The following is a 13557-nucleotide window of genomic DNA, read 5'->3' as shown; positions in this document are numbered from 1 at the left end:
CATCTTTTTTAGTAAAATCATAAAAAAGATGATCAAAGAAATATAATCAGTGATCATTTTTACTGTTTATATATACAAATTGATATGGGAGTGTATTTGTATCGGTTAACCGATTTTTGACACTACTAATATTTTAAAGGGAGGGATGAGTATGAAAAAATTAATTCTAACGATTGTTGCTGTTTTAATCATTACCGTTTGTTATTTCAATTTTTCGTATAGTAATGAAAAAATGTTGCAAATATTTAATGATTATCTAGCTGAAAATATTAGTGACTATAAAGATTATGTAATGACTGATTTTGGATTATATGATGGGTCAACTAATGGAAGAGGTTATGCCGCCTTTAATAAATATTTTCAAGTCGAATATGTGCATAAAAAACATTCATCGATTCGTTTTTATCTTATGACTGATCGTTATGATATAATAAGTAATTATGATGATGCAAAAAATGAGCTGCAATATATTCTTTATGCTATCGAAATATATAATGAAAATATTAATAATGATAAAATAAATGTAAAAACAATGTCATTTCCAGACTATAGACAATATAGTGAACAAATGGCAACCAAAGATTTTGTTCAAGCAAATATGAATTTATTTTATCCAGATATAGAAATTAAAACAACAGAAATCAACTATGAGGAATTGAAAGAAATTGATCAAGAAATTAGTTGTATTTTTCCTAATGAAAGATATTATATTTTAACAGATATTGATGAAGACATTGGTATCTATTCTAATCAACTGGAAAACTATAATAGTTATGAAGAATGTTATCTTGGTAAGAGTTAAAAATAAAAGTATATAGCCAACAATTTTACAATATAACAAGAAAAAAACAGGAGAAATCCTGTTTTTAACTATGTTTAATCAAATCTACAATACTACTGATCATGGCTCCAGTTGCTCCAGTGCCATTATTATCAGCCGTACCAGCAATGTCTAAATGAATCCATTTAGTATCCCCAACAAATTGGGCTAAAAAAGTTGCCGCAACTGAAGCACCAGCACCAGGTTTACCAACCGAGTTTTTAAAATCAGCACTATTAGATTTTAATTTATCAAAATATTCATCATCAATTGGTAATCGCCAAATCTTTTCATTGCTTCTTTTGGCAGCATTACTGAACGCTTGGTAAAATTTTTCATCATTACTAAAAGCTCCAGTATATACATCGCCTAAAGCATGGACACAAGCGCCAGTTAAAGTTGCCAGATCAATAATTTTCTCTACTCCTAACTGTTTGGCATAAGTAATGGCATCAGCTAAAATTAAGCGACCTTCGGCATCGGTACTCACAATTTCAACGGTTTTCTTTGAAAGCATAGTGATAACATCTTGTGGTTTATAAGCGGCACCGCTGATTAGGTTTTCAGTAGTTGGAATAATCCCATATACATTAGCATCGACATGATTAGCGGCCAAGATTTGCATAATTCCTAAAACATCAGCGCCACCACACATATCATATTTCATGCCATAACTGTTATTTTTAATCGTATAACCACCGGAATCAAAAGCAATAGCTTTACCAATAATAGCCATGTCTGGTTGTTTACCGGTACTGTATTTAAGACAAATTAAGTAAGCAGGAATATTGCTGCCTTGATTTACTGCTAAAATACCACCAGCCTGCATAGCGATTAAATCTTTTTTATCTAAGATAGTACATTCTAAATTATAAGTTTCAGCTAATTTTTTAGCTTCATTAACTAAATCTTCAGGTGTCATTAAATTTGATGGTAAATCACTTAGATAACGGGCATAATTAATTCCTTTAGCTTGATTGATCGCTTCATTAATTTCATTGGTTAAATCGTGTTTGCTATAAATAATGTCTAAATCAATTATTTCATGAGGCTGATGACCAATTTTTTGTTCTTGATAAGCAGCGATTAGATATGATTCAATCAAAGTTTTAGTGATAGTTTTAATATCAAGACTATCTGTAGCTATGTTTTCTAAGTAGATAGCAGCTGGCTGGTTTAATTTAATTTTATAAGCTAGTTCTTTAATTTTTTTAGTCGTTATTTGTTTTGGGTTTCCAAGACCTATAAAGGTAATTGTTGGAAAATTTAATTTGTTTAAAGTATTGATCGTAGTAATTTTTGTTTCTTTGTCAATAATTTGATTAAGATCACAGTCGAGTAATTTTGATAATTCTGGATTGACTGTTTGATTTTGATAGATAGGATAAATTAGATTATTAGTTAATTGTTGAAAATTAATATTGGTTATTTGTTTCATATTGTCTCCTTATGCGATTTCTATCGTAATTTTAGTTAAGTAATTTTCTGGTGATGTTTCACTAATATCAAAAATAATCGATTCTTCATAAGCATATTTACCAAGTTTGATGTTATGTTCATTAGCATAAGCAACTAAACGTTGATATGATTTGTCTAAACCATCATAGTCACCTCGATGATAACCACATAGATAATATCCGGGTTTTTTGATATAAGTGGCCTGATCTGGTGAAGAAGTAGTGGTAAATAAGTATGAATAATTAGATATTTGATTTTGATAAATGTTGTCTACCGTTAACATCACTCCAACAAATTCACCGGCGACAATTTTATTGTTTTCAATAAAAGAAGTATAATCAGCCATAAAATCTTTGGAGGTAATGTTTTCAAGGTTAGCAGATAAAATTAAATTGGCCTGATCTAAATAGGCAATTTTAATTTCATCAGAGTCGACAGTTAATGCTTCTATCGTATAGGCTTTAAATTGGCTAATCATTTCCTGAAGCTTTTGGAGTTCTTCAATCGTTTTAGCCAGTTTAATTTCTTGTTGTGAAAGAAGTTCGGTAAATAGAAGGGGATTACGCTGATCAAGATAAACTTTAATATCTTTTAATGACATTCCTAATTTTTTTAGCGCCAAGATGACTTTGAAAGTATCATATTGACGATAGGAATAAAAGCGGTATCCTTTTTCATTAACATAATAGGGCTTGAATAAGCCAATTTCATCATAGTGAAATAGGACATGTTTTTCAACGCCACAAATTTTGGCGAAAGCACCACAAGATAATAGATCTTTATTCATCGATATCACCTCTTGACTATAAGGTTACCTTATAGTTTATCATAGTCTGTGCCATATCACAATAAGGGAAAGGAGAAAGAATAAATGCGATTAATATTAAAATATTTAAAAAAGTATAAACTATTATTCTTTTTTGATATTATTTCGGTATTTGGGTTTGTACTAGTTGAATTAGGGATACCAACTATTGTTGCAACAATGATAGATGTTGGTGTATCTAATCATGATTTAGATTACATCTATATGATGGGTGGTTGTATTCTATTAGTATCGATAATTGGTGTCGCTGGAACAATTGCCTTAGGTTATTGTTGTGCTAAAATTTCAACTTCAATTACTCGTGATATGCGAAATGATATTTTTGAAAAGGTGCAGCAGTTTACTGCTAACGAATTTAATCAAATTGGAATTTCTTCAATGATTACAAGAACCAATAATGATGCTTTTCAGATTCAACAATTTGTCAATGTTTTGCTTCGAACAGCATTAATGACACCGATTATGTTTATCTTTAGTTTTGTTATGACTGCAAGAGCTTCATTACCACTTTCTTATATCATTGCCGGAACTATTCCGTTAATTATTTTAGGGGTTTTTGTGGTTGCCAAAGTAACTAAACCAATTTCAAATAATCAACAGCGTTCTTTGGATGATCTTAACCGTATTTCTCGGGAAAACTTAAGTGGAATTCGAGTTATTAGAGCATTTGATAACGATGATTATGAACAACAGCGCTTTGATAAAAGTAACCAGGATTTTGCTAACTATTCTAAAAAGTTATTTAAGATCATGACAATGACGCAGCCAATTTTTTATATGCTGATGAATATTGCGGGACTTTTAATTTATTGGACAGCTAGTCATTTGATTGCTAATGGAAGTTTGGAAATAGGGCAATTAGTTGCTTTTATGGATTATTTATTCCATGCCATGTTTTCAATCATGCTATTTTGTACCGTGTTTATGATGTATCCACGGGCTGAAGTATCGGCTAATCGAATTGAACAGATATTCAATACTGATCCATTGATTCATAATCATCCAGTTACAACAAAAAAAGATGATGAAGTATCAATTGAATTTGATCATGTAACTTTTGTTTATCCTGATGGTGAAGAACCAGTTTTATCTGATATTAATTTTAAAGCGAAAAAAGGTCAAATGATTGCTTTTATTGGAAGTACTGGATCTGGTAAAAGTACTTTAGTTAATTTGATTCCTCGTTTTTATGATGTTACTAGCGGTAGCATTAAAATTAATGGTCAAGATATTCGTGATTATGATGTTAATGATTTACGAGATCAATTAGGAGTAATTCCTCAAAAGGCCATTTTATTTAGTGGTACGATTGCTGATAACATTCGCTTTGGTAAAAAAGATGCTACAATGGAAGAAATTGTCCATGCAGCTAAAATTGCTCAGGCTTATGATTTTATTGTCGAAAAAGATCATGGCTTTGATGAGTTGATCAGTGAAGGAGCCACTAATGTTTCTGGTGGTCAAAAACAACGTTTAAGCATTGCTCGGGCCATAGTTCGTAAGGCACCGATTTATATTTTTGATGATTCGTTTTCAGCTCTAGATTTTAAAACTGATGCAACATTAAGACATGAATTAAAAACCGAACTAAAAGATTCAATTATGTTAGTAGTTGCTCAAAGAGTTTCTAGTATTATGGAAGCTGATTTAATTGTCGTATTAAATGAAGGGAAAGTAGTTGGGCAAGGAAAGCATCAGGAATTGTTGAAAAATTGTCAAATTTATTATGAGATTGCAATTTCTCAGTTAAGTGAGGAGGAATTGGCATATGAATAAAAAACAGAGTTTTACAAAGAGTATCAAGGGTTTGATGCCATTTATCAAACCATATAAATGGCAGTTTATTATTGCAATCTTGATGATCTTTGTTTTCAATATTTCATTAGTATTAGGTCCTAGTTTTGAAGGGATGATTACGACCCAACTTGCAAGTGATGTTGCTAAAAGTGTCGGACAAGCTAAGATCAATATTAATTTTGAAGCAATTATTCAAATAGTTATTTGCTTAGTTATTATTTACATATGTAAAACCTTATCGCAGGTTGTATCGGTTATCTTTTTAACTAATGCTATTCAAAATGCTATGCATGATTTAAGAAATGCATTACAAAATAAAATTAGAAAATTACCAGTTAGATATTTTGATAATCATCATTATGGTGATATTTTAAGTCGTATCACTAATGATGTCGATGCGATTTCTAATGCTTTGCAACAAAGTTTTACCCAAATTGTTAGTGGAATCTTAACAATCGTTTTAGCCTTATCAATGATGTATATTATTAATATTTCAATGGCAATTGTTGCGACGATGATTATTCCATTATCATTATTAGTAACTAAATTAATTGTTGGTAAGAGTCAAAAATTATTTAAGAATCAACAAAATGCTTTAGGTGATTTAAATAGTAATATCACCGAAATGTATACTGGGTATAATGAAATCTTATTATTTAATCAACAAGAAGAATCAATTGCTAAATTCAAACAAATTAATGAAAAGTTACGAAATAATGCTTTTAAAGCTCAATTCGTTTCTTCAACGATAGCACCATTAAACTCATTAGTTACTTATTTATCAATTGGTGTTATTGCTATTATGGGAACAGCAAATGTAATTGCCGGAACTTTTGTCGTTGGACAGCTACAAGCTTTTATCCGTTATATTTGGCAAATTAATGATCCGTTGTCACAGATTTCTAATTTATCAGCTCAAATTCAAGCCGCATTTGCTGCACTATCAAGGGTAATTGAATTGTTAGAAGAAACTGAAGAAGTTCCTGAAAAAGATCCACCAAAGCATATTGAAAATGTTCAAGGAAATGTTAGTTTTGAACATGTGCAATTTGGTTATTATGATGATTTGTTGATCAAAGACTTAAATATTGAAGTTAAAAGTGGTCAGATGGTCGCAATTGTTGGACCAACTGGAGCTGGGAAAACAACAATCATTAACTTGTTACTACGTTTTTATGATGTTAAAGGTGGTAGCATTAAAATTGATGGGGTTGATATTCGTGATTTAAAACGTGGTGAATTAAGATCGATGTTTGGAATGGTCTTACAAGATACTTGGTTATATTCAGGTAGTATTTATGATAATATTCGTTATGGTCGTTTAGATGCTCGAAAAGATGAAGTAATTAATGCTGCTAAAATGGCTAACGTACATCATTTTATTCGTACTTTACCAGATGGCTATGATTCAATCATAAATGAAGAAGCCAATAATATTTCTCAAGGAGAAAAACAATTATTAACAATTGCTAGAGCAATCTTAAAAGATCCACAAATCTTAATCTTAGATGAAGCAACATCATCTGTCGATACCCGATTGGAAAAGATGCTTCAAGAAGCTATGCAAAGAGTAATGAAGGGAAGAACTAGCTTTGTCATTGCTCACCGTTTATCAACAATTAAGAGTGCTGATTTGATTTTAGTTATCAATAATGGTGATATTGTTGAAAAAGGTACTCATGAAGAATTGCTGGCTAAAAAAGGAGCTTATGAAAAGCTCTATAATTCACAATTTAACCATAATTAAAATCATAACCAGAAGAAAACATCTTTTTGATATCTCTTCTGGTTTTTATTATAACTGTAAAAACAACAATTACCCCTTTACAAATTCAACATAATTCAAATTAGAAATTTCAATAAAACAATTCTCTTTATTTTTTACCATGTCACTTTCAATATTATATCCAAAGCTATCACCATTATCTTGAAAACTAGTCCATGAAGAACGATACCACTTTTCATCTTCGTTGCTAGTTAAATTTGCTTTACCTTTTATATATACCTTATCATCTTGAAAATCATAATAATTAGCGGTATAGATAAATTTTGGATTACTTGATTTATTTCCATAATTTTTAAAAAGAATCGTATATTGACCATTGTTTTGTAATTTTAAATCAATAATTTCAAAATAACAATTATCAGTAATTACAATTTTTTTACCGATCTCATCTTCTGGATTAGTTAAATCTACAGTAAAACTAATAGTTTTATTAGTATCGCTTTGTTTGATCATATATTTATTTGAAGTGAAAAAATAATAAAATTCATGAGTTCTTTGATACCAGATCAAAAAAAGAATAACAGCTATACAAATACAGACAGCTCCAATTATTAAATAACGTTTTTTCATATGACCACTTTCTTTCTTATTTGGATTTTCAGTTAATATCGGATGTAGATAATAGTTTTTCTTTTATTTCTTGATAAAGTTGCTCGTATTTAATTATGTCAGCATTATTTTTACTAACATAATCATAATTACTAATTTGTTTTAAAGTCATATTTTCATCATTTAAAAGATAATAATTGGATTGATTATCAATTTTAAAACTACCATATTTAATGCTTTTAAAAATATAACTATTAGATATATTAGGGTTTGGCGCTTTATCAATAAAAATTATGTATTGTTTATCTATTTGTAATGGAATCGCTCCTTCAAAATAAGTACCAGCATATTGACTAAAAACAAAGGCATGGTCATAAATATTAATTTTATTATCTTGTTGCAATTTTTTTCCTTTAATTACTTTATCAACGGTACATTTATTGATTATTCCCTCACCGATAATTTCAATATCATTAATTGTAACGACTAGGACATAAGGACTATTGTTAAATAAATCTTGATAATTAGAGATATCTTCGATGATTAATTCACTTAAATATGGATATTGATTTTTGATATCATCACTATAATATATATTATAAAAAGCTGTTTGATAATAATCAAGATAACTTAGATGTAAGATACTGTATTTTCCATAAATACTCAGGGGAATAAATAATATTGCAATTATTAAGCAAATAATTTGTAATTTTTTAATCATCGATTATCACTCATTTCAATTGTATCAACGATTCTACCATGTTCTATTTTAAATACTTGATCACATAAATTTTTTAAGTCATCTTTATTATGGCTTGCGAGTAAAACTAATTTACCATCTTTTTTAGCTTCATGAATTAAACTATAAACAATTTCCAAACCTTCTTCATCAATACCATTTGTTGGTTCATCTAAAATAATTAATTTTTGATTTTCCATAAATGCCTGTGCTACACGTAATCGTTGTTTCATTCCTAATGAATACTCTTTATATTTTTTATTTGCTGCATAAGCTAAATTTACTCCAGCTAAAACTTTCATTATATAATTTTTATCTGGCTTGTGATTAATTGTATATAACATCATTAAATTATCTAAACCAGATAAATGGGGATAATATCCAGGATCCTCAATTAAAATACCTATTTGACTTAAGTCAAAGTCATTTTCTATGATTGAACTTCCATCAATTAAGATATCACCATACGTTGGTGAATAGTTAAAATGAAGGAAAAACCTCGATAAAATCGAGGTTTTTTTGCAAAATAGCGTTTTATACGTGATTTTGAACGGAGAAGTGCGTATTATTTGTCGTTTTCATCCTCTAAATTGAGGTCAACTAAGTCAGCAACGAATTTCTGACGAGCATGTAATACGTCTGTATAGGTATCAGCGGTTATATTGATATCACTACGACCAAGATGAGCAGATACAATTTTTAGATCGACATCATTCATTAATAATAAAGTCGCATTAGCGTGACGTAAGAAGTGAACAGATATAGATTCATAGTCTGTTCCTTTTTTATTGAAGCTAATCTAGATGATGCAGTATGACGATTAATGTAATTAGCAGTATTACCTGCAAAGACTAGATTATGATCTTCATATACATTACATTTAGAAATCATGGCCTTTTTCATGTCAATATGTATTACAAGAAATAGTATTCGTAAGAAGGTTACATAAGCATTTTTTACATGATGAGATTTGTTGAATATAGTATTTATTTATTGACTTTTAAAAATATTGAGTTATTATAGATATAGATACACCGGTATACCGGTATAATGATAAGAAAGAAGGAGTTATGATGAGAAAAGTTAATGTTCAAGGTATGGAAATTGGAGTAATGGGAATGGGATGTATGGGATTCTCTCATGCGCACGGTGATCCAGCTCCTAGAGAAGAATGTATTTCCATGATGCGTAAGGCTCATGAAATGGGTGTTACATTATATGATACAGCTGATGTATACGCTAATGGCCATAATGAAATCTTAGTAGGTGAAGCTTTAGCACCAATTCGATCAGAAGTACAAATCTTAACTAAGTTCAATCCAGAGGTAGCACCTGTAAATGATCCAGCTAATGGTACAGTTGCTCAACAAATTGAAGCAAGATGTGATGCTTCATTAAAACGATTAGGAACTGATTATATTGATATCTATATGATGCACAGAGTTCCTGATGATTTACCAATTGAAACATATGCAGAAGCTATGAAAAATTTGATTGAAAAAGGTAAAATTAAGGCTTGGGCTATGTCAAGAGCAAGAGAAGATCAAATCAGAAAAGCACATGCTGTATGTCCAGTAGCAATCGTACAAAATGAATTTTCTATGGTTGTTAGAAATATTGAAACTGACGGTTCTTTACAAGCATGTAAAGAATTAGGAATTGCTATGACTCCTTATATGCCTTTAGCTTCAGGTTTATTAACTGGTGCTTATAGACCAGGTATGAAATTAGAATTCAAGAATGATGATATTCATAGAACATTCTCTTGGTTTACAGAAGAAAACTTAGAAAAAAATCAACCATTATTTGAAATGTTAGAAAAATTTTCAACTAAAAAAGGATGTACATATGCACAATTAGCTTTAGCATGGGTAATGGCTAAATACGATATGATGATTCCAATTCCTGGTATGTACAAACAAGAATTCATTGATTCAAACTTAGAAACATGCAATATTGTTTTAACTGATGAAGAAATGAAAGAAATCGATGAAACTTTAGCTACACTAACAATCTATGGTGACGGTGCTGAATGGCGTGTTGACCAATTAAGAGGAATGTTAAAAGAAGAAGGATACGAAGTAGAAAAATCTTGGAGAAAATAAGATGCATTCGCATCTTTTTTTATATCTAACTCGACATTATACGTAATGAATGTTAGAGTATAAATAGTACCGGTATACCGGATTTAGGAGAATAAAGATGCAATTATTATTAAAAGATCAAGCATATCAGGCATTATTAGAAATGATATGGTCAGGAAATTTAGAGGCAGGAGAAATCTATTCACTTACAAAAATCGCACAAGATTTAAATATTTCTAGAACGCCTTTAAGAGACGCAATTCAAAGATTAAGTGATGAAAAACGTATTGATATCTTACCTAGCAGGGGATTCTGTTTACATAAATTCACAGAAGAAGAAATTAAACAGAGATATCATCTTACAATCTCTCTAGAAGGATATAGTATTGTACGTTTAATTGAAAAATATAAGGAAAATCCAAAGAATCCATATATTATGAAATTAGAAGAATGCGTAGATTTAATGGAAAATGGTTTAAATGAAGAACATACATTTAAAGAAAAGTATAATTATGACAACGTTTTTCATAATACTTTAGTTGAATCACTAGATGATAACTTTCCTGAATATCTTTCTTTAAAGGATCATGGATTTATTAATATACCAGAATTACATATCTATGCAAAATATCTAGATATGAAAGTTATGTTAGCGTTTAATAAAAGAACACTTAATGCAATCAAAACAGGTAACTATGAAGATGGATATAAATGTATGATTGAAAATGCTGATTATGTTTACAACATTTATATAGAACAATCAAATAAATAAAAGGAGAACAAAATGACATTTCCGAAAGGTTTTTTATGGGGTGGAGCAGTAGCTGCTAACCAATGTGAAGGTGCTTATTTAAGAGATGGAAAAGGCTTATCAGTACCAGATATGTTATTAGGTGGAGATAGATATACACCAAGAACATTCTGTAGTGTGATTGATGAAACAGCTTTTTATCCATCACATCAAGCTATTGAATTTTATGATCATTATAAAGAAGATATTGCTTTATTTGCAGACATGGGATTCAAGTGCTTTAGATTTTCTATTAACTGGGCAAGAATCTTTCCTAATGGAGATGATATAATGCCTAATGAATTAGGTTTACAATTTTATGAAAATGTTGTTGATGAATGTTTAAAATATGGTATTGAACCATTGATTACATTATCACATTATGAAATGCCATTTGCATTAGTTCAAAAATATAATGGTTTCTATAGCAGAGAAGTGGTTAACTTCTATGTTAATTACGCAAAGACATGTTTTACTCGTTTTAAAGATAGAGTTAAATACTGGATTACATTTAACGAAATTAACTGTGCCATTGTAACAATGGGTCATGGTGGCATGGGTGATTTATATGGCTTAGGTGTGATGGACAGAGAAGATGTTAAATCTACTGAACGTATTCCATTATCTAAACTTAAAACAAACCCACAAGTCACTTTCAATGCAATGCATAATCAATTTGTTGCAAGTGCACTTGCAACTATTGAAGCACATAAAATAAATCCTGATTTTATGATAGGAACAATGATAGCACAGGTTACAGGATATCCTTTAACACCAAATCCAAAAGATGTTCTTTTATGGCAAAAAGAAGATAATATCAATAATAACTTATGTGGTGATGTGCAAGTCAGAGGGAAATATCCAGAATTTGCTTATAGCTTCTTTAGAGAGGTTGGTGTAGCTCCTTCATTCATTACAAAAGAAGATGAAGACATCTTATATAAAGGCAAAGTTGATTTCTATACTTTATCTTACTATCAGACAAACTGTGTTACTACAAGTAAAGATGCAGAAATTGTTGAAGGAAATTTACATGGTGGTGCTAAAAATCCATATCTTAAAGCATCAGACTGGGGCTGGCAGATTGATCCTGATGGATTAAGATTTACATTAAATAAATTACATGATAGATATCCTGAAGTACCATTAATGATTGTAGAAAATGGTTTTGGTGCATTTGATCATGTAGAAGAAGATGGGTCAATTCATGATCCATATAGATTAGATTACTTTAGACCTCATATTATTGCAATGAAAGAAGCCATTGAAGATGGTGTACCATTAATTGGTTATACAACTTGGGGACCAATTGATCTTGTTTCAGCTGGAACTGGTCAATATGCAAAACGTTATGGATTTATCTATGTAAATCGTCATGATGATGGCACTGGAGATTTTTCAAGATCTAAAAAAGATTCTTATTTCTGGTTTAAGAAAGTTTTAGAATCTAATGGTGAAAATTTAGAATAAAATGTAACTCGCTTGATATGTAAGTATTGAGCGAGTATTCTTTGATTGGAGAGGTGAATAATGAATTATCAAGAAATATTAGATCAAAGTAGACCTTTAATGGGGAAAGTATGTAAATCATGCCCAGTATGTAATGGTAAGGCATGTGGTAATAAAGTACCAGGACCTGGTGCGAAAGGGACAGGCACTGTCGCTATCAGAAACTATGATGCCTGGCAAAATATCTATGTCAACATGGATACACTCACAAGTAATGCACCTGTTGATACAACTTTAGAATTATTTGGGAAGACATTTAAATATCCAATCTTTGCAGGACCTGTAGGAGCGATTTAATTACACTATGGAGATTCATTAGATGATAATTCATATAATGATATCTTAGTCAGAGGATGTAAAGAAGCAGGAATTGCAGCCTTTACTGGTGATGGTGTTAATCCAGCCATCATGCAAGCTTCAACTCAATATATCAAAGAAAATGATGGTATTGGTGTACCAACAATCAAACCTTGGGGTGAAGAAGTCTATGATGAAAAATTAAAACTTGCGATTGAATCTAATGCCTTCGCAGTTGCGATGGATATTGATGCAGCAGGACTTCCTTTCTTAAAAGGACAGACTCCTCCAGCTGGTAGAAAATCACAAGAAGAATTAAAACGTATTATTGATAAAACACCTGTACCTTTTATCGTAAAAGGTGTTATGACAGTAAATGGTGCTTTAAAAGCCAAAGAAGCTGGTGCTAAAGGTATTGTTGTATCAAACCATGGTGGAAGAGTATTAGATGGGACTCCTGCAACAGCTGATGTCTTAGAAGAAATTGTAAAAGCTGTTGATGGAAGTATGAAGATCTTCGTAGATGGTGGTATCAGAAGTGGGACTGATATTTTCAAAGCGTTAGCTTTAGGAGCTGATGCAGTGATTATCGCAAGACCATATGTCAATATGGTATTTGGTGGTAAAGAAGAAGGAATTAAAGCTTTAACTGAAAAGCTTGGTGCTGAATTAAAAGATACAATGGAAATGTGTGGAGCCACTACATTATTAGAAATCACAAGAGACAAAGTTAAATAATTAGGGTTAAGTCCAAAAATATAGTTATTCAATTTAAATTAACGATATTATTCCAGATAAAGCGATAAATAAACGTTTTACCTTATGTTGGTGAATAATTAAGTCTAAATTAACCTTGGGAAACCAAGGTCAATGGAGTCAACTTAGTAAGTTGGCTCTTTTTT

Annotated in this window: 14 protein-coding genes; 8 read left to right on the top strand and 6 right to left on the bottom strand. The window is 30.6% G+C overall.

Annotated elements, in window-relative coordinates; translation table 11 throughout:
* Nucleotides 1-151: 151 nt before the first annotated feature.
* Entirely contained in the window at nt 152-802 is a 651-nt protein-coding gene (locus Q0K54_RS08625; RefSeq protein ID WP_294580202.1) for a hypothetical protein, read from the top strand.
* Nucleotides 803-866: 64 nt separating this feature from the next.
* On the opposite strand, the gene Q0K54_RS08620 is transcribed toward Q0K54_RS08625, so the two are convergent.
* Together Q0K54_RS08620 and Q0K54_RS08615 are read right to left on the bottom strand one after the other, a co-directional pair.
* Nucleotides 867-2258, bottom strand: a complete 1392-nt coding sequence (locus tag Q0K54_RS08620; RefSeq protein ID WP_294580200.1) for a M17 family metallopeptidase — start codon at nt 2256-2258, stop codon at nt 867-869.
* Between the two features lie 9 nt (nt 2259-2267).
* Nucleotides 2268-3065: a MerR family transcriptional regulator gene (locus tag Q0K54_RS08615; RefSeq protein WP_294580198.1), complete on the bottom strand. Its 798-nt coding sequence runs from the start codon at nt 3063-3065 to the stop codon at nt 2268-2270.
* Between the two features lie 84 nt (nt 3066-3149).
* On the opposite strand from Q0K54_RS08615, the gene Q0K54_RS08610 reads away from it, so the two are divergent.
* On the top strand, nt 3150-4880 hold the full coding sequence (locus Q0K54_RS08610) for an ABC transporter ATP-binding protein (RefSeq protein WP_294580196.1): 1731 nt from the start codon (nt 3150-3152) through the stop codon (nt 4878-4880).
* Nucleotides 4873-6648: an ABC transporter ATP-binding protein gene (locus Q0K54_RS08605; protein WP_294580194.1), complete on the top strand. Its 1776-nt coding sequence runs from the start codon at nt 4873-4875 to the stop codon at nt 6646-6648. The genes Q0K54_RS08610 and Q0K54_RS08605 overlap by 8 nt, the downstream gene beginning before the upstream one ends.
* Before the next feature lie 69 nt (nt 6649-6717).
* On the opposite strand, the gene Q0K54_RS08600 is transcribed toward Q0K54_RS08605, so the two are convergent.
* From Q0K54_RS08600 to Q0K54_RS13785, 4 genes are read right to left on the bottom strand one after another with little or no spacing between them, the layout of a single operon-like run.
* The gene (locus tag Q0K54_RS08600) at nt 6718-7257 is read right to left on the bottom strand and encodes a hypothetical protein (RefSeq protein ID WP_294580193.1); all 540 of its coding nucleotides are present in this window, start codon (nt 7255-7257) and stop codon (nt 6718-6720) included.
* Between the two features lie 28 nt (nt 7258-7285).
* A complete protein-coding gene (locus Q0K54_RS08595) occupies nt 7286-7957 on the bottom strand; it encodes a hypothetical protein (RefSeq protein WP_294580192.1) in 672 nt (223 codons plus the stop codon).
* Nucleotides 7954-8484 (bottom strand): ATP-binding cassette domain-containing protein, encoded by a 531-nt coding sequence (locus tag Q0K54_RS08590; protein WP_294580204.1) that lies wholly within the window; start codon nt 8482-8484, stop codon nt 7954-7956. Before Q0K54_RS08590 ends, Q0K54_RS08595 begins: the two co-directional genes overlap by 4 nt.
* A 56-nt stretch (nt 8485-8540) precedes the next feature.
* The gene (locus Q0K54_RS13785) at nt 8541-8774 is read right to left on the bottom strand and encodes a tyrosine-type recombinase/integrase (protein WP_374011458.1); all 234 of its coding nucleotides are present in this window, start codon (nt 8772-8774) and stop codon (nt 8541-8543) included.
* A 274-nt stretch (nt 8775-9048) separates the two neighbouring features.
* Here Q0K54_RS13785 and Q0K54_RS08585 point away from each other — a divergent pair, with 274 nt between their 5' ends.
* From Q0K54_RS08585 to Q0K54_RS08565, 5 genes are all read left to right on the top strand, one after another.
* Nucleotides 9049-10080 carry an aldo/keto reductase gene (locus Q0K54_RS08585; RefSeq protein ID WP_294580189.1) on the top strand — a complete coding sequence of 344 codons (1032 nt, stop codon included), beginning with the start codon at nt 9049-9051 and terminating at the stop codon, nt 10078-10080.
* A 97-nt stretch (nt 10081-10177) separates the two neighbouring features.
* Nucleotides 10178-10831, top strand: a complete 654-nt coding sequence (locus Q0K54_RS08580; protein ID WP_294580187.1) for a GntR family transcriptional regulator — start codon at nt 10178-10180, stop codon at nt 10829-10831.
* Nucleotides 10832-10843: 12 nt separating this feature from the next.
* On the top strand, nt 10844-12319 hold the full coding sequence (locus tag Q0K54_RS08575) for a glycoside hydrolase family 1 protein (RefSeq protein ID WP_294580186.1): 1476 nt from the start codon (nt 10844-10846) through the stop codon (nt 12317-12319).
* A 99-nt stretch (nt 12320-12418) separates the two neighbouring features.
* Nucleotides 12419-12655 carry an alpha-hydroxy-acid oxidizing protein gene (locus Q0K54_RS08570; protein WP_294580185.1) on the top strand — a complete coding sequence of 79 codons (237 nt, stop codon included), beginning with the start codon at nt 12419-12421 and terminating at the stop codon, nt 12653-12655.
* A gap of 111 nt (nt 12656-12766) precedes the next feature.
* Nucleotides 12767-13393, top strand: a complete 627-nt coding sequence (locus tag Q0K54_RS08565) for an alpha-hydroxy-acid oxidizing protein (protein ID WP_294580183.1) — start codon at nt 12767-12769, stop codon at nt 13391-13393.
* Nucleotides 13394-13557: the final 164 nt, after the last annotated feature.

The organism is uncultured Thomasclavelia sp. (assembly GCF_944324745.1).
GTDB lineage: Bacteria > Bacillota_I > Bacilli_A > Erysipelotrichales > Coprobacillaceae > Thomasclavelia.
Note: the sequence above shows the minus strand (reverse complement) of the source record. Positions and strands in the feature narration are given on the sequence as shown.